General features: G+C 39.8%; 20 protein-coding genes. 17 read left to right on the plus strand and 3 right to left on the minus strand.

The genetic code is table 11. From position 1 onward, the window contains the following. The first annotated feature begins 2 nt into the window (after window positions 1-2). The 8 genes from PTUN_RS03320 to PTUN_RS03355 all read left to right on the plus strand — a co-directional run bounded on the left by PTUN_RS03320 (window position 3) and on the right by PTUN_RS03355 (window position 5938). Window positions 3-662: a hypothetical protein gene (locus tag PTUN_RS03320; RefSeq protein WP_009838275.1), complete on the plus strand. Its 660-nt coding sequence runs from the start codon at window positions 3-5 to the stop codon at window positions 660-662. Then, window positions 659-1135, plus strand: coding sequence for a baseplate complex protein (locus tag PTUN_RS03325; protein WP_009838276.1), 477 nt, complete (start codon window positions 659-661; stop codon window positions 1133-1135). Before PTUN_RS03320 ends, PTUN_RS03325 begins: the two co-directional genes overlap by 4 nt. After that, window positions 1132-1833, plus strand: a complete 702-nt coding sequence (locus PTUN_RS03330; protein WP_009838277.1) for a hypothetical protein — start codon at window positions 1132-1134, stop codon at window positions 1831-1833. Before PTUN_RS03325 ends, PTUN_RS03330 begins: the two co-directional genes overlap by 4 nt. Continuing rightward, window positions 1806-2753 carry a hypothetical protein gene (locus tag PTUN_RS03335; protein ID WP_009838278.1) on the plus strand — a complete coding sequence of 316 codons (948 nt, stop codon included), beginning with the start codon at window positions 1806-1808 and terminating at the stop codon, window positions 2751-2753. Before PTUN_RS03330 ends, PTUN_RS03335 begins: the two co-directional genes overlap by 28 nt. A 651-nt stretch (window positions 2754-3404) precedes the next feature. Next, window positions 3405-3623 carry a hypothetical protein gene (locus PTUN_RS03340; protein ID WP_009838279.1) on the plus strand — a complete coding sequence of 73 codons (219 nt, stop codon included), beginning with the start codon at window positions 3405-3407 and terminating at the stop codon, window positions 3621-3623. A 297-nt stretch (window positions 3624-3920) separates the two neighbouring features. Further along, window positions 3921-4928 (plus strand): TIR domain-containing protein, encoded by a 1008-nt coding sequence (locus tag PTUN_RS03345; protein ID WP_009838280.1) that lies wholly within the window; start codon window positions 3921-3923, stop codon window positions 4926-4928. Window positions 4929-5001: 73 nt separating this feature from the next. After that, window positions 5002-5487: a TIR domain-containing protein gene (locus PTUN_RS03350; RefSeq protein ID WP_040643817.1), complete on the plus strand. Its 486-nt coding sequence runs from the start codon at window positions 5002-5004 to the stop codon at window positions 5485-5487. Between the two features lies 1 nt (window position 5488). Next, window positions 5489-5938: a hypothetical protein gene (locus PTUN_RS03355; protein WP_009838282.1), complete on the plus strand. Its 450-nt coding sequence runs from the start codon at window positions 5489-5491 to the stop codon at window positions 5936-5938. An 82-nt stretch (window positions 5939-6020) separates the two neighbouring features. Here PTUN_RS03355 and PTUN_RS03360 read toward each other — a convergent pair whose 3' ends face one another. Next, complete coding sequence (locus PTUN_RS03360) at window positions 6021-7097, minus strand: site-specific integrase (RefSeq protein ID WP_009838283.1); 1077 nt, start codon at window positions 7095-7097, stop codon at window positions 6021-6023. 108 nt (window positions 7098-7205) lie between these two features. Here PTUN_RS03360 and dusA point away from each other — a divergent pair, with 108 nt between their 5' ends. The 9 genes from dusA to PTUN_RS03400 all read left to right on the plus strand — a co-directional run bounded on the left by dusA (window position 7206) and on the right by PTUN_RS03400 (window position 13021). After that, the gene (gene dusA / locus PTUN_RS03365; protein ID WP_009838284.1) at window positions 7206-8219 is read left to right on the plus strand and encodes a tRNA dihydrouridine(20/20a) synthase DusA; all 1014 of its coding nucleotides are present in this window, start codon (window positions 7206-7208) and stop codon (window positions 8217-8219) included. 253 nt (window positions 8220-8472) lie between these two features. After that, complete coding sequence (locus PTUN_RS03370) at window positions 8473-8658, plus strand: hypothetical protein (protein WP_009838285.1); 186 nt, start codon at window positions 8473-8475, stop codon at window positions 8656-8658. Further along, window positions 8655-8777 (plus strand): hypothetical protein, encoded by a 123-nt coding sequence (locus PTUN_RS22385; protein WP_009838286.1) that lies wholly within the window; start codon window positions 8655-8657, stop codon window positions 8775-8777. Before PTUN_RS03370 ends, PTUN_RS22385 begins: the two co-directional genes overlap by 4 nt. Window positions 8778-9447: 670 nt before the next feature. Beyond that, on the plus strand, window positions 9448-10119 hold the full coding sequence (gene pspA / locus PTUN_RS03375; RefSeq protein WP_009838287.1) for a phage shock protein PspA: 672 nt from the start codon (window positions 9448-9450) through the stop codon (window positions 10117-10119). Between the two features lie 25 nt (window positions 10120-10144). Continuing rightward, window positions 10145-10351 carry a PspC domain-containing protein gene (locus PTUN_RS03380; RefSeq protein ID WP_009838288.1) on the plus strand — a complete coding sequence of 69 codons (207 nt, stop codon included), beginning with the start codon at window positions 10145-10147 and terminating at the stop codon, window positions 10349-10351. 50 nt (window positions 10352-10401) lie between these two features. Further along, on the plus strand, window positions 10402-10743 hold the full coding sequence (locus PTUN_RS03385; protein WP_009838289.1) for a hypothetical protein: 342 nt from the start codon (window positions 10402-10404) through the stop codon (window positions 10741-10743). Between the two features lie 64 nt (window positions 10744-10807). Next, window positions 10808-11257, plus strand: coding sequence for a copper chaperone PCu(A)C (locus tag PTUN_RS03390; RefSeq protein ID WP_009838290.1), 450 nt, complete (start codon window positions 10808-10810; stop codon window positions 11255-11257). Window positions 11258-11265: 8 nt separating this feature from the next. Beyond that, window positions 11266-12252, plus strand: a complete 987-nt coding sequence (locus PTUN_RS03395; RefSeq protein ID WP_009838291.1) for a DUF2333 family protein — start codon at window positions 11266-11268, stop codon at window positions 12250-12252. A 4-nt stretch (window positions 12253-12256) separates the two neighbouring features. Next, the gene (locus PTUN_RS03400) at window positions 12257-13021 is read left to right on the plus strand and encodes a TIGR04219 family outer membrane beta-barrel protein (protein ID WP_009838292.1); all 765 of its coding nucleotides are present in this window, start codon (window positions 12257-12259) and stop codon (window positions 13019-13021) included. Window positions 13022-13067: 46 nt separating this feature from the next. On the opposite strand, the gene PTUN_RS03405 is transcribed toward PTUN_RS03400, so the two are convergent. After that, the gene (locus PTUN_RS03405) at window positions 13068-13940 is read right to left on the minus strand and encodes a TIGR03899 family protein (RefSeq protein WP_009838293.1); all 873 of its coding nucleotides are present in this window, start codon (window positions 13938-13940) and stop codon (window positions 13068-13070) included. Further along, on the minus strand, window positions 13937-14509 hold the full coding sequence (locus PTUN_RS03410; protein ID WP_040643819.1) for an SRPBCC family protein: 573 nt from the start codon (window positions 14507-14509) through the stop codon (window positions 13937-13939). Before PTUN_RS03410 ends, PTUN_RS03405 begins: the two co-directional genes overlap by 4 nt. Between the last annotated feature and the right edge of the window lie 153 nt (window positions 14510-14662).

Genomic DNA, 14662 nt, shown 5'->3' on the forward strand with positions numbered 1-14662 from the left:
CCATGAGCCGAGAGCAACTAAACCAGCGCATACACAATGTGCACAGCTTAAGCTTACACAGCTACGCCACGCCAACCGAGCTAACCAGCGCAGCAGGCGCGTTTGAACTAGCAAAAGCAATTAAAGACAACAGCCGCATTGATTGCCCAAGCGCATTTAATGCCGTGGTGGTGTATGCCATAGCCAACAGCCAAAGCCAGCTATTGCAAAAGCTAAACGCAATAAAGACCGCATGGCCATTGCCGTGCTTTATTAATGCCGCCGATTTTGCACGGGCCCATAGCCAGCTAAATACAACTAAATTTGCAACCTACCAAGGCCAGCCGCTTGAGTGGCAAACGCAGCACAATACCGCTTTGCCGTTAGTGGCCGCCGATTTTAAAAATAAATCGCTGGCATTGGTTAATGCCGAGGGCCAACAAGCAATCAGCACCATTGATGATGCACTAAACCAAACCGCGCAATTAAAAGCGCAGCGCCAAAGCCGCTTACAAACCACGCCTTTGCAGCGCGTAAACATAAACAGCCACGTCATTAATGCAGGCAGCGCCAGCCAGTTAGCGCAAAGCGTGAGCCAACTAGGCAACAACGCCAAGCATTGGGCATTTGTAATTTTTGTGGGTGATGGCGCAGCATTACAGCCAATAAAGGATTTATTATGATAGCTATCGATGGGTGGCAAGTGCCAGGTTTTGAAACCAAAGTCAGCGCAGGCATAAAATTAGCAGGCGACGACTTAAGCGGTTTTGGCTCATTTGCACTTAGTAGCGACAACGGCGTAAAACCCGCAGTGCTTAGCGTACAAACTAAAATCCCGTTTGTTGATGAAATCGAACTAGCGGAACTTATTACCAAAGCTAAAGCCATTGATGCAAACGGCGCACGGGTGGTTTATACCATCACCAACTCAGTGGCCACCGCATACAAAGTGCGTAAAGCAAAATTCGACGGTGAAATAAAAGCAACTGAACTCGACGAGCTAAAGGGCTGGCAAGTATCGTTTAATTTGCTCGAAGTGCGATCAGTGTCAGAACGTGAGCAACAACAGCTTGATGCAACAACCAACAGCACACCGCAAGCGACCACCGCGCACGAACAAATACAACAAAAATTTGCCGCGTCGGAGGGGCCATGAGTAGCGCCCGCTTAAGCGATGTAATGCACATTGGTGGCCAACCCGTTACCAATATTGTAAATAAAACCGTGCAACTTGATTTAAACAGCGCAGGCCGCGCCATGTTTGAAGTGGTGTGCGAGCAAGAGCCAAGCGGCCTAGTTGAATTGCAACTAGGCTATGCCATTGACGCAATGACACCGTATTTTTTAGGTGTGATTGAATCCAAACATTTAGCCAATGGCCGTTGGTTTTTAACCTGCCGCGAGCTATTGGGTGCACTTGCATTTAGCGCACCGATTGCAATACGCCACGCAACCATTAGCCAAGTGCTGGCCGCACTCGATAGCCGGTTAGAATTTATCACCCCGAACACCGAAATAATGCAAATCAAAGTGCCCGCGTTTTATCACAACGGCACGGGTATTGAAGCACTAAAACAAATTGGCCATGTGTGGCAAATCCCCGATTACATTTGGCAACAACGGCCAGATGGCAAAATATTTGTGGGCAGTTGGCACGACTCACGTTGGCCACTGGCCGCAATCAGCGACTTTCCAGAGCACACAATAAAAGCCACAGGCACCAGCACCGGCGAATTAATCGCAGTGCCAAAACTCAGGCCCGGGTTAAAAATAAATGGTCGCTACATTACCGAAGTAACCTTAATCAATAATAAAATGGTGATCAGATGGTCAAGCAAGCTATTAAACGCCTAGTATTGCGCTACTTTCCCGAACTTGGCCAGCGCAAGCACCTGCCACAGTTGGCCCGTATCGAAAACATTTACGACTTACCAACAACACAAAGCGAACTAAGCACCGCGTTTAGGCCATTTAAAGCCGCTGATATTGTGCTAATTTGCCCGCACACCAACCAACCGCTTGATGTGCCAATGTTTGAGCAAGTCACGTTAGCCACAGGCCAAGCCAGCAACGCGGGTTTAATAAACGAACCCACGCCAGGTATGCACTGTTTAATACAATATATTGACGGGTTAAATAGTCACCCCGTGATCACCAGTTTATTACCATGGCACGGCCTTGTGCCAACGCATAAACACACCGACGTATCATTAAAACAAAACGAGCGCAGCCAATTACAAGGCCGCGACGGCCACTGGCATTTACAAACAGACGGCGCAATAAACCAAACTAGCGACACCAATTTAGAAAGTGCCCGCAGCAAAACCGCGCAGTACCACGAAAGAACCTGCAGCATAGCCACCCACGACATTACAAAAATTGACGGCAACCAAATCAACGAAATTATGGGTGCATTAAAAACCATAGTCGGTGAAAAAGCCTTGATAGTCGCGCTCGAAGGGCTGTTACTGGGTAGCCAAAAACAAATAGATATAAAAGCCCATGACAATATGAACCTAGAAACACTCAAAACCCTACACGCAAAAGCCGCAGAACTGGCAAAGGTAGAGGGCGCAACCGTGTGGCTAGGCAATGAATCGGTAAACGCCGTGCAAATACTGTTAGAGCTAATCAACGTGGTAAGCAGCACAAACGAAACATTAGCCACCCACAGCCACCCACCAGGCAAACCCCCAAGCCAAGCCGCACAATTCACAGGCTACAAAGGCCAAGCCGACGGATTAAAAAACCAGTTACAGCCAATAGTGGGGTAGGTATTATTTAAATTATCGACTAAGCTAATAAAAAACATTTATTGTTTTTTCATCGCCACGGATTGGCGGACGGACAAAAAGAGACTTTTAGAGTCTCTTTTTTATTGCCTAAAAATAAATTTAAAAATAAAGTGATTTAATGCTTGCTTTATGGGTGCGCCCACATTAAGGTTCATCTCAGAGGTTAGGGCAACGGGCATTTATTGGGAGAGTATATATGTTAAGGCTACGAGTATAAAACCAAACTAGCTGGGCTGCGGAGTTCGCAGCGAACTCCGAAAAAGAACTTGAAGCGGGGTGCCGATGGGCTTGGATTCAGCACTATCGTCGTTTCGGCTTTTCGACGGAGCGTCTGTACCTACAGGTGAATGTTACCGGCAATTAGGAATGGGCAACGAGTGGGCAATATAAGTTAGACGGAAAGCACAACCTGCCGCCACGAGACCATGAGGTGTTCCGTTTAAGCGCCAAAAGGTTGTTTAACGCTGCATCATGCATCACTCAGCGCGGCTCACGCTAGGGGTATGGAGATGCTAATAGCTTTCGTTGGAACGCCCACGGAAAAAGAGGTGATGAATCGACGGGCGCAATTTAGGGTTGTAGAAGCGTGATTTAACACAGGACCGCTATCAAAGCAAACGGGGTTTAATTATGACAGAGCTAACAGCACAACAACGGGCAGAGCAAAAGCGCAGCGCTAAACGATTGGGTACACCAAGCTTTAGTGCGGTTCGTTTTAGTGACAGCGCAGAAATGACCGCAGCCGAAAAAAAGGCACACATTGACAGCATTCTTAGCCAGTGCGGCAAAACCCGCGAGGCCGCATTGATAAAGGCTTTTGAGTTACTGGGCGAGAGTTTGAAAAAATAATTTAATTACTAACAATCAAGCATAGGTCGCGCGCAACAGCGACTTAATCCGATTGTTGGACAAGCACGGAGTATAAGTTTTCTGCTTATAGAGTAGATATATCTATTAGCGCCTATGTGGCTTTTTGCCCAGTGTAGCTGAAACAATTTTAGGCCAAGTTTAGCAATGTTCGTCTGTATTGCTAACAGTAATCTGTTTCTTCTGTTTTGTGCCGTTAAGCCGATACTTACTTCCTAGCAATAAGAGTGATAGTCCTTATTCTTATTTTAACCCTTTAATAAAAATGGTATTTAAAATATGACCAATGAAAAGAAATACGATTTTACTATTAGTTTTGCAGGACAAGATCGTAAGGTGGCCGAAGCCATAGTAGCCAAACTAAAGCAATACGGGGCTACAGTATTCTATGACTTTGACGAACAAGCTGACCTCTTGGGGAAAGATCTCTATGAGCATCTGATTAAGATTTATAGAGATAATTCCAAATACTGCATAATGCTTGTATCTGAAAATTATCAAAAACGCTTATGGACTAACCATGAACGTAAAGCGGCACAAAGTCGCGCATTCAACAGTTCAAAGGAGTACATTCTTCCAATCAGATTAGATGACTCAACTATGGATACTTTGCTAGATACAACTGGCTACTTAGACTACAGGTTAATGGGTAATGACAAAGTAGTTGAAACTTTAATCACAAAGCTATGGGGGAGTTTTAAGAATGAGCCAAGCTTGAATAAAGTCAATTTTGAGCTCGCTTTACTATATCAAAGGGTCGGTTTAATTTGTGAAAATTCATTGAGGTCTTTGAATGATCCATTGCTATTAAAGTGGTTACCTCTTGATATATATCAAGAGGGGCAATCTATGATAAGAAATGTTAAAGAAGAACTCCAATTTAGAAGTAATTACATTAATCATCTTGTCCTTGAAAATGTGCTTATTATGTTGAAGCATTGTGAGATTTTAATAGATTTGTGCATTTTCCTGATGCAGAGATTTAACTCACAAGAAAAAATTAGAGTTATTTTACATCCATCTAAACTTTTTCAAAAATTAAAAGAATTAGATGCCTTGTTGGGGCTTAAAATTATGCAGGGAAGACAGTATTACCCTGATTTTGAAAAAATAACCGCCCAGTGGGTTACAGCATTCGGTGAAGAAAATCGAGTTATCGATGTAAGCTCTAAACTGCTTACTATGCCAAGGAATGACTTACTGATATACGATATGTTCACTCTTAAAGAGGTTTCACAACCCATCAATGGTCAAACTTATGAAGTATATCGTACGATCCAGCTTTAAGTAAAAATTTGGCTGTTGGACTAATACTACAGTTCCGTTATGTGCATTGCACATTAATTATTTCTGGAGAACATTGAATGGCAGAAGGCCCGTATTTTTTAGCTTCCACTATGAAAATGATGTTATGCGCGTTCAACAAGTTCGGAATATTGGAGCTTTAGAAGGAAATACACCTGTTTCTGTTAATGATTGGGAAACAGTAAAAAGAGGTGGTGACGCAGCAATAAAAAAATGGATTGATAGAAATTTTAAATATAAACAATGTGTAATTGTACTAGTTGGAGAAGATACTTCTAACCGACCTTGGGTAAGGTATGAAATAGAAAAAGCATATAATAGTAACAGACCTATTTTTTGTATATTTATACATAATCTTAAATGCCCAATAAATGGAAAAAGCCGAAAAGGTACTAATCCATTCGATATATTTTATTTTGATGATGGAATGAAGCTTTCTAGTTTTATAAATTGCTATGACCCAAGTTCAGACGATGCGTATAATGATATTGCTCGTAAAATGCAATCATGGGTTGATGCTGCAATAACTCAACGGAGATAAAATGTCAGAGACAACAGATAACCTATCAATAAGTGGCGAATCGCCATCTATTCAAACACATTTAGGTATTCTACAAAATGTAATACAACGGATGGCATCGAATAGTTCTGCAAGCAAGGCTTGGTGTGTAACTCTGGTTTCTGCCGTACTTGTGATTGTTGCAGATAAAGGCAAGCCTGACTATGCTTATATCGCCATGCTTCCTACTTTCGTTTTTGCTGCTTTAGACGCTTATTATTTGGCTTTAGAAAAAGCGTTTAGAAATTCTTATAACGACTTTATTTCTAAACTTCATAGCAAATCCCTTACAGAAACGGATCTTTATTCCGTAGCACCCAAAGGCAATATGTCTAAATTACAATGGGATTCGATAAAGTCCTTTTCCGTTTGGGGCTTTTATTCATCATTAGCAGTATTAATAGCCGTAACAAAAGTAATAGCTATTGGATAAAGATTCCTCATACTCTTTCTTGTTATTCTTTAGTTCAAAAGGAAAAATACGAGGCCCTATTGGTTCGCTTAGCGCACTTTTATCAGTCGCTTAAAAATTTATCATGCAACTTATGCGGAAACAGCTGCGTATAAACCTGCCATAAAATGTTTAAGTTACGATGGCCTGTCACTTGGGCCACTTCTTCAATCGAGTAGCCTTTTTCAAATAATCGGCTTGCCCCTTCGCGGCGTAAATCGTGGTAGCGTAAATCTTCAATGCCCAACTCATTACGAACACGCTGAAAACCTGCAGTGACCGAGCGCGATTTAAACGGAAAAATCAGATCAGTGGTTTTGGGTTGGCGCATCACAATATCAAACGAACCTGCCAGCAATGGCACAATCATGTGATTACCTTCTTTTTTGCGCGGGTCTTTACGGTCACGCACTAAAATGGTTTTGTGGTCGCGGTTTAAATCGTCCCACCGCAGCGCGCACACTTCACCAATACGCATGCACGTTAAAATACTAAACTCTAAAATATCTAAATAAGGGATGCGCACTTCACCATTGGCGCGATAATTCATGCGTTCTGTTAAGCCTTTTTTAAGCCGCTCTAATTCGTTTTCTGTTGGTCGCCTGGTGCGCTTTTGGCTTTTGCCCACCAAGCCCATTTCGATTAGCACGGGTACAGCGTCTTCAAAAATTTTATAGTTCGCGTCGATGTTAAACACCGGCCCCGCTTTTTTCATCACACTTCGCAAATACGCAATATCATGGTAAATCGTCGCGGGGCCCGTGCCCGCATCGCGCCGATTTTTACAATGCGTAATTAAATCACTGGTTTTTAAATTGCTACTTAAAACTTTTGCAATATCGCAATCAATCAGCATTTTAATAACATAGCGTTTAGTGCGCCCCGTATTGGCCCATAAATCATGATCATTAAAGTACAAATTTAAAAGGGCCCCAAGGGGCACCGCTTTTAACTTTTTGAGGGCCCCATCTTGTTCAATCTTGCTTGTTAGATTTAAACCCCACTGCCGGGCGACTTCTTTTTTACTGAATGTTTTAGACTCTCGGTGTATCATTACACCATTATCTTTAACGCGCACAGTGCAACGGTAGCTAAAAGAACCGTCAGCTTTAGCGCGTTTTTCAATATTAAATGATGCCATGTAAATACCGTAAGTTATTGAATCGTCCTACCCCGAAAGGGGCCCATATGGGGCACTCTATAACAAAACCCAACGGAATTACAAGGGATTCAGGGCAGCTGAACGATTATGAATAAACCATTAAATAAGGGCTCAAGCCCAGCAAACACAGTAGATACAGCGTTTAGGCGGTTCAGTATTGCACCTATGTTAGATTGGACTGATCGCCATTGTCGTACATTTCATCGAAAATTAACTCAACACGCTGTGCTTTATACAGAAATGATCACAACGGGTGCGATTATTTATGGTCGTGGTGATTATTTGCATTTTGGTCAACATGAGCAGCCTGTTGCATTGCAATTAGGGGGGTCGGATCCTGCTGCGTTGGCATTATGTGCAAAACAGGCTGATGAACGTGGTTATCAGGAAATTAATTTAAATGTGGGTTGTCCGTCAGACCGCGTGCAAAATGGTCGCTTTGGCGCTTGTTTAATGGCTGAACCGAATTTGGTGGCGCAATGTGTCGCTGCGATGAAAGAGCAAACAAACATGCCTGTTACGGTTAAAACCCGTATTGGTATTGATGATCAAGACTCTTATGAATTTTTATGTGCTTTAATAGATGCTTGTATCGCAGTGGATTGTAATGATTTTATTATTCATGCCCGAAAAGCGTGGTTAAGCGGGTTAAGCCCAAAAGAAAATCGTGATATTCCACCGCTTGATTACGAGCGTGTCTATCAGCTAAAGAAAGATTACCCCCAAACTCATATTTCTATTAATGGTGGTGTGAAAACCATCGAACAAAGCTTGGCGCATTTGCAATTTATTGATGGTGTTATGATGGGGCGAGAGGCTTACGCTAACCCTTATTTATTAACTCAAGTTGATAGTGCTATTTATGGGGATGCATCTACCCCAGTATTATCTCGCCATCAGGCTGTACGTGCGATGTATGATTATTTTGAAGCTGAAATGACTGGCGGTGCGAGTTTTTGGCATGTTGCACGACATATGCTAGGAATATTTCAAGGTGTGCCGGGTGGGCGAGCATTTAGACGTCATCTTTCTGAAAATGGTCATAAAAAAGACGCTGATATTAGTGTTATGGAGCAAGCGCTTGGGTTTGTTGCCGAATAATTTTACCAATGATCGTATCGAAATCGGGATAGTAGTCTCCCGATTTCGGGATTGGTTTAATGTTAAATAAGCTATGTTTTAGTGAATTTAACAAAATATTGGTTAACTTAGTCTTTTAATGCTTTTTCTCTAATCGCTAATAATTATTTTTCTTTTAATTTCAATTAGTTATTTTTCTCTGTCAATCTGGCACGGGCTTTGTAATAGATAAATTCAGAATAACTGAATTTTTAACTTATTACGGAGTTTTACCATGTTGAAGTTAACGCATATTTTAGCTGTTATTTCAATTATCGCAGCACACTATTCAAGTTTTATTGACGGTGATCAGACTATAAAATTTGATTTTTTATCTATTTCAAAACAACAAGTCAATGCCCCAAAACCTCAAACACAGACTTTAACGTTGGTTAAAGCTGCAGATGAGGTGCAATCATGATCCAGCCTTTCTTTTTGCTCAATATTTTATTAATTCCAGTATTGAGTTTATTGGTTACATTTTTTGGTGTGCAAGTTAGTCGGTATGTGTTTGCTATTTATCATCGTTTTGAACGCTGAAATGTACCATCTATCCTGTCAATTGTCCGTTTATCACAAAATCTAACCTAATAAGCTGGTTTGACTTAAGGTTGTGAAAATTTTATAGATGTAAGTCACTTAATGTTATTTCCAGATTCGCTTGCGTATTTTTTTGTTCTGCCCGTAGTAAGCTTGTTTTGTACTTTTGCAATGGTAAATGTATATCAAAAATTGCATCAACAAGAATAAACCCCTTTTAATTCGATTATGCTCTGTTGCATGATTTCTATTTTTAAAACGTCCTCTTTTTAAGTTCTATTTTAGTTTTTAATTCCTATCTTCAGTTTAATTCTTATCCAAGTAACGTTGCCCGTTAAATCCAACCAATAGTTCAGAGCTACCTTATTCAGCTAAGTGATTTCGAATACGGTGAATGAAAAAGTAGCTGTTTAGTGATGGTGTAAGTACAAATGAATTAATAGTGAAAAGTAGCAATTGAATCACGTTGTTATTTAGTTGGTCAATTTCACTATTTTATTGGTTTAAAAAACCAAATTTTAGTTTTCGATATTAGTTTGTATTGTAGGTTTAATAGTGTCTTTTATTTTTTTCTTTAAAATCATTTAGTTAAATTTATTCTTAAGTTGGCACAGCATTTGATATAGCAATAGGGTAAGACCTTTTTAGCCAATTTGATAAGGAGAATACTATGGGAGTCTTTACACGTATTACAGATATCGTTCAAGCAAACGTGATTGCAGCGCTTGATAAAGCAGAAAACCCTGAAAAATTAGTAAAGTTGATGATCCAAGAAATGGAAGAAACCTTGGTCGAGATCCGTAGCACATCAGCCAAGTTTTTAGCTGAGAAAAAAGAGTTGCAACGTACTCAAGCCAACTACCAGCAAAGTGCGCAATATTGGCAAGAAAAAGCAGAGCTTGCTGTAAGTAAAGAACGTGATGATTTGGCCAAAGCGGCATTAGTTGAAAAACATAATGCAACCCTTCAGGCTGATGCTTTGAGTGATGAATTAGGACGCATTGAACATACGTTAGATAAATTAACGCAAGATAGCCAAGCTTTACAGCAAAAGCTAACTCAAGCAAAAGCAAAGCAAGAAAGTTACTCCCAGCGTGAGCAAGTATTAACATCGCGTTTAAAAGTTAATTCGCAGCTTCATAGTAACAAGATTGCCGACGCTATGGCGCGTTTTGAGCTTATTGAGCGCAAAGTTGATGATATTGAAGCACAAGTTGAATCATATGAGTTAACTCAAGCTAAAACATTACAGGCGCAATTTTCTGAACTAGAAAGTTCAGACAAAATTGATGAGCAACTAGCAAAGTTAAAAGAAAAAGTTGCTCACAAAGCAGCCGTTTAATTTCACCGTGGTCAGGAGAAATACTATGAATCGATTTGAAAATACTCAGTCTTTTTATAAAGATAGACTAAATAAGAAAATATCAGGCGTTTGTGCTGGAATTGCCAACGGCCATAACTTCCCAGTTTGGGCGACTCGTTTAGCGACATTATTACTGTTTTTTGTTTTTCCTGTACCTGTGTTAATTGGTTATTTTGTTGCAGCAATGATTTTACCAGCAAAATATTACTAGGCAGTCAGTCATAAAATCAAAACCCCGCGAAAGCGGGGGGAGGAGCACAAATGAAAGTATTATTTATAATTGGCTGCTTGGCATTACTTTTATGTATCAATGCACCACAAGCCTTGTTGGATATTGATTTCAATGGCTTAGTACCAAGCCAAATGTATCAAACTCCGTTGTTCGATAATATGTTAGCATTTACTGTGATTGTCGCCGCTATTTTTGCTGTTATTGCGTTAGGTGTATTTTTGGCCATAGGCGTGTTTGGCATTATTTGTTCTGTTTTATTTGTGATGGCGCTAATAATGTTTGCCAGTGGTTTAGCGATTTTTTGGCCATTTTTGTTGATAGGGTTAGTCATTTGGTTGCTTGTCGCGGATAAAAAACCAATAACTCGTTAACTGGTAGGTGCAGCTCTAGGTTTGCTGAGGTATTATAAGTCTTTCAATTAAGAGGGACTTACTTATGAAAACGTTAATGTTGTATCTAACTGCAGTGCTTTTTTCTTTCCATGGTTTTGCTGAGCAATTATCTGTTACTAATCTTAAAGTACGCGAGTTTATTCCTGGTGCAGTGAGTAGTGTGGCGTATTTTATGTTATCTAATCAAAGTGAAACTGCAAAAACCTTAATTGAAGTAAAAATTAAAGGTGTAGAGCGCACTGAATTACATCAACATTCACATGTTGATGGTCTTATGAAAATGGAGCAAGTAAGCCAAGTTGAAGTGCCAGCGCAAGAAAGTGTGGTATTTCAACCAGGTGGTCTACATTTAATGTTATTTGAGCCGACCAGCCTTCCAGTTGCCGGCGAAATGACCGATGCAACGTTCAAATTTAGTGATGGCGAGCAAATAACTGTTCGTGGACAGATCATTTCGTTGATGCGCCAAGAGCACGATCATAGTCATCATTAGGAGATTATATGAATCAACACAAAGGTAAAATTTTAGCGGTTTTTTTGATGTTATTACTACTTAATTACATCGTTGCTGTCTACTGGAGTTTTGAGCCAGATAGAATCGATATTAAAGCGTATGCTATTGAGCAGGCTGCAAAAAACAATGAAGAATTGGTAGTTGGTTATACTACAACGACGGCTTTGATTGAAGTAGTCAATACGCTGTTAGACAAGCCTGGCGGCTATTTATCGAATGATGTAATGCCACCTTCGGTTTTAATGGATAATATTCCTGCATGGGAATATGGCGCGTTAGAAATGAGTCGAGATTTAGCTCTTTCAATGCGCAAAGATTTAAGCCGTTCTCAGTCGCAATCGACTGAGCACGCAATGCTTAAACAAGCGCAGCCTCAATTTAATATTAATTCAGATGCTTGGGCGTGGCCTAGTGCTGAAAGTGAGTATCGCAAAGGTGTAAACTTTTTAATTAAATATCGCAGTGATATCGCTAATCGTAGTAATACCAACGCTCAATTTTACGCACGTGCCGATAATTTACGTGGTTGGCTCAAAGAAGCCGAAAAGCGTTTAGGTAGTTTAAGCCAACGTTTAAGTGCAAGCGTTGGTCAAGACCGTTTAAATACTGATTTGGCCGGTGACAGTGCGGCTAAGCAAGCAACTTACGCGCCTAATGATAATCAAATTAAAACATCATGGTGGGAAATCGACGATGTATTTTACGAATCTCGTGGTGCTGCTTGGGCCTTGTTACATTTTTTACAGGCTGTAGAGTATGACTTTGCCGACGTATTAGAAAAGAAAAATGCCAAAATTAGCTTACAACAAATTATTCGGGAATTAGAAGCCACGCAAGATCCTGTTTGGAGTCCAATGATTTTAAATGGTAGCGGATTTGGTTTAGTTGCCAATCATTCACTTGTTATGGCAAATTATATTTCACGGGCAAATGCCGCATTAATTGAATTAACAGAACTACTAGCTCAGGGATAAAAGAATGAAAAAATTATGTTTAACTGCAGCGCTTTCAATGGCATGTGCAGCGCCGCTTGCACAGGCTGATGTAATTTTAGGTTTGTATGCAGGAGCAGACGCTTGGCAAGCCAAAAGTACCGGTAGTTTTGCCCAAAATAGTAATTTGCAAACCTTTAATTTTGAAGATGAAACGTTTACAAATTTTTATGTCGCACTTGAACATCCAATCCCATTAATTCCAAACATTAAAATAAAACATAATGAATTAGAAATTATGGGCGACACGATGCTTACTTCGGGTTTTCAATTCGAAGATACGGTTTTTCAAATTGGTACTACTGCTTCTACCGTCGCAGATTTTACTCATAATGATTTGATTTTATATTATGAAATTTTTGATAACGATTTGATCTCAATTGATTTAGGCATAAACGCTAAACAATTTGATGGCACTATTTTAGTTAAAGGTGTTGAGCAAACAACGGGTGAAGTTTCGGTTTCAACCGACTTTTCGGGTTATGTGCCAATGGCTTATGCTGCCGCTCAAGTAGGTTTACCATTTACGGGCTTGAGTATTTTTGCTGAAGGCAGTTTGTTATCAATTGGTGATAGTAAAATTCAGGATTATCAAGTAGGTGTTGCTTGGGAATTTATTGATAATATGGCTGTTGATGTTGCTGTAAAAGTAGGTTACCGCTCGTTAGTTGTTGAACTAGATGACTTAGATAATCTTTATACTGATTTTGAAGTGACTGGACCATTTGCCGGAATTCAATTTCACTTTTAAGCTCTATTAAAGCTTAACTATGTAAAGGCTGCATTTTGCAGCCTTTTTAATTGCTCCAAATTAGCTCAAAGTCAGCTGAAAAAAGCGTATCAAGTTGTTGTTTATAATTTGCATTTAGCTGTGGATTTGAGAGCGTTGTTAGCTCGTCTCCAGTCTGAGTGAATTTATAATAAGTCAGTACTAAACCATTTTTTTTAGCTCTTAATGTTAAGTCCGTATTTTTGAAAAACAAGCGGTACTCTTGGCCAATATTTAATTCCGTACTTTCAATTTCTTGATCATAAAATACCGCAATATCCATTAGAGTTAGAATATTTGGAAAACTTAAGCCAGCCTTACTCAAATTAAGATTTGTTTTGCCTTGTAAGCGAAATAAATTTAAGAGCGAAGGTTTTTTATAATAACCCAATAAAATCAAACAGCTGCTATCTTGCGCTGAGCGTCCTGCAATGCTAACAGCCCGCTGTAAAGCATCAGCTTCTTTTAAAGTCATTTGTTTTAGTGCGAGTAAGCTTTTGTAGGAAAATGTACCTGGTTTGATGGTTTCGCCAGCTAAAATTTTAGCCCAAAGCTGTTGCATGGCTTGATTTGAGGTATCTTCGGCCAAACCGATAAAACGCTCAATCCAATCAGGATCGGGTTCTTCATCACTACTGACATGAGGGCAATATTCTATTGCTAAGGCCATGATTGTTTCAATATTTTGCTGTTGCCGTAAGAGGCTAAGCTGGCGTCTTTTACTTGCGCGTTGTTGCAAAGTCTCAGTGCTATTAATGATATATTGAGGTGTCACTCCATGGCTTTGGCCAACTTGGTTGTTTTGCTGTGCCACAGTTGCAGCTTTATTTTTAGCAACAGGATTTCCTAATTTACGCTTTATGATGTGAGCCAAGGTTTCATGGGCGGCTGAAATTTTCATAATGTTAACTCATTTAAATTTGAGGTGCTTTGTGGCGCGTTTATTTCAGCTTGAGCTTGGAGGTTTTTAAGTCCAGTCTCTAAAGCCGAAGACAATACAATATTATGAAATAAGGCTAAATAACCAGCAAAGATCGGAGTATTAATTTCACCTTCTAAAGACCAGTTAACTAATTGTTTAGTAACATCACTTTTCAGCATAATAGGCTCGATGTTTAGATTGCCAAAAGCCAAATGCTCATCATTAAATAAAACATTAAATTGTATGTTTCTTTCATCGACTTTTGAAAAGGTTAACTCTCCCGTTTGATAAGGTCCTTGCCACGCTAAAAAAGCCCCAACACCTTTAGTTTTTTCGCCAAAAACGAAATTTAAATCAGGGCTTAACATTTGAAAAACTTGCCAAGTAGGCCAATTATTTAAATCGAATAGCCAGTAATTTAATGCACTCGCAGTTGCTTCGATTTGAATTGATTTTTCTATCTTATAGTGGGTTGGTAGAAAAAAGCCTACCACCAAAATGAGTATGATAAGTAGGGTGAAAAGTCTTAAAATTGATTTTAACAGCACGTTTTTTTATGTCCCATAATCATTGTCATTTTTCAAGTTAAGATGTTGATTTGTATTAACTACGTTCCGATTGCTGGAAAAAAAGTCTCGTTATAGAAAAAAAATTAACAGAGAGTAAAGTTATCCGCTTTTTTTTAGCTAGTTTCAACTATA

The sequence above is a fragment of the Pseudoalteromonas tunicata genome (assembly GCF_002310815.1).
In the GTDB taxonomy this organism is placed as follows: Bacteria; Pseudomonadota; Gammaproteobacteria; order Enterobacterales; family Alteromonadaceae; genus Pseudoalteromonas; species Pseudoalteromonas tunicata.

Excerpts from the sequence above, each read along its gene's own strand:
- PTUN_RS03320 (WP_009838275.1), top strand. The coding sequence starts at position 3 with ATGAGCCGAGAGCAACTAAACCAGCGCATACACAATGTGCACAGCTTA.
- PTUN_RS03325 (WP_009838276.1), top strand. The coding sequence starts at position 659 with ATGATAGCTATCGATGGGTGGCAAGTGCCAGGTTTTGAAACCAAAGTC.
- PTUN_RS03330 (WP_009838277.1), top strand. The coding sequence starts at position 1,132 with ATGAGTAGCGCCCGCTTAAGCGATGTAATGCACATTGGTGGCCAACCC.
- PTUN_RS03335 (WP_009838278.1), top strand. The coding sequence starts at position 1,806 with ATGGTCAAGCAAGCTATTAAACGCCTAGTATTGCGCTACTTTCCCGAA.
- PTUN_RS03340 (WP_009838279.1), top strand. The coding sequence starts at position 3,405 with ATGACAGAGCTAACAGCACAACAACGGGCAGAGCAAAAGCGCAGCGCT.
- PTUN_RS03345 (WP_009838280.1), top strand. The coding sequence starts at position 3,921 with ATGACCAATGAAAAGAAATACGATTTTACTATTAGTTTTGCAGGACAA.
- PTUN_RS03355 (WP_009838282.1), top strand. The coding sequence starts at position 5,489 with ATGTCAGAGACAACAGATAACCTATCAATAAGTGGCGAATCGCCATCT.
- PTUN_RS03360 (WP_009838283.1), bottom strand. The coding sequence starts at position 7,097 with ATGGCATCATTTAATATTGAAAAACGCGCTAAAGCTGACGGTTCTTTT.
- dusA (WP_009838284.1), top strand. The coding sequence starts at position 7,206 with ATGAATAAACCATTAAATAAGGGCTCAAGCCCAGCAAACACAGTAGAT.
- PTUN_RS03370 (WP_009838285.1), top strand. The coding sequence starts at position 8,473 with ATGTTGAAGTTAACGCATATTTTAGCTGTTATTTCAATTATCGCAGCA.
- PTUN_RS22385 (WP_009838286.1), top strand. The coding sequence starts at position 8,655 with ATGATCCAGCCTTTCTTTTTGCTCAATATTTTATTAATTCCAGTATTG.
- pspA (WP_009838287.1), top strand. The coding sequence starts at position 9,448 with ATGGGAGTCTTTACACGTATTACAGATATCGTTCAAGCAAACGTGATT.
- PTUN_RS03380 (WP_009838288.1), top strand. The coding sequence starts at position 10,145 with ATGAATCGATTTGAAAATACTCAGTCTTTTTATAAAGATAGACTAAAT.
- PTUN_RS03385 (WP_009838289.1), top strand. The coding sequence starts at position 10,402 with ATGAAAGTATTATTTATAATTGGCTGCTTGGCATTACTTTTATGTATC.
- PTUN_RS03390 (WP_009838290.1), top strand. The coding sequence starts at position 10,808 with ATGAAAACGTTAATGTTGTATCTAACTGCAGTGCTTTTTTCTTTCCAT.
- PTUN_RS03395 (WP_009838291.1), top strand. The coding sequence starts at position 11,266 with ATGAATCAACACAAAGGTAAAATTTTAGCGGTTTTTTTGATGTTATTA.
- PTUN_RS03400 (WP_009838292.1), top strand. The coding sequence starts at position 12,257 with ATGAAAAAATTATGTTTAACTGCAGCGCTTTCAATGGCATGTGCAGCG.
- PTUN_RS03405 (WP_009838293.1), bottom strand. The coding sequence starts at position 13,940 with ATGAAAATTTCAGCCGCCCATGAAACCTTGGCTCACATCATAAAGCGT.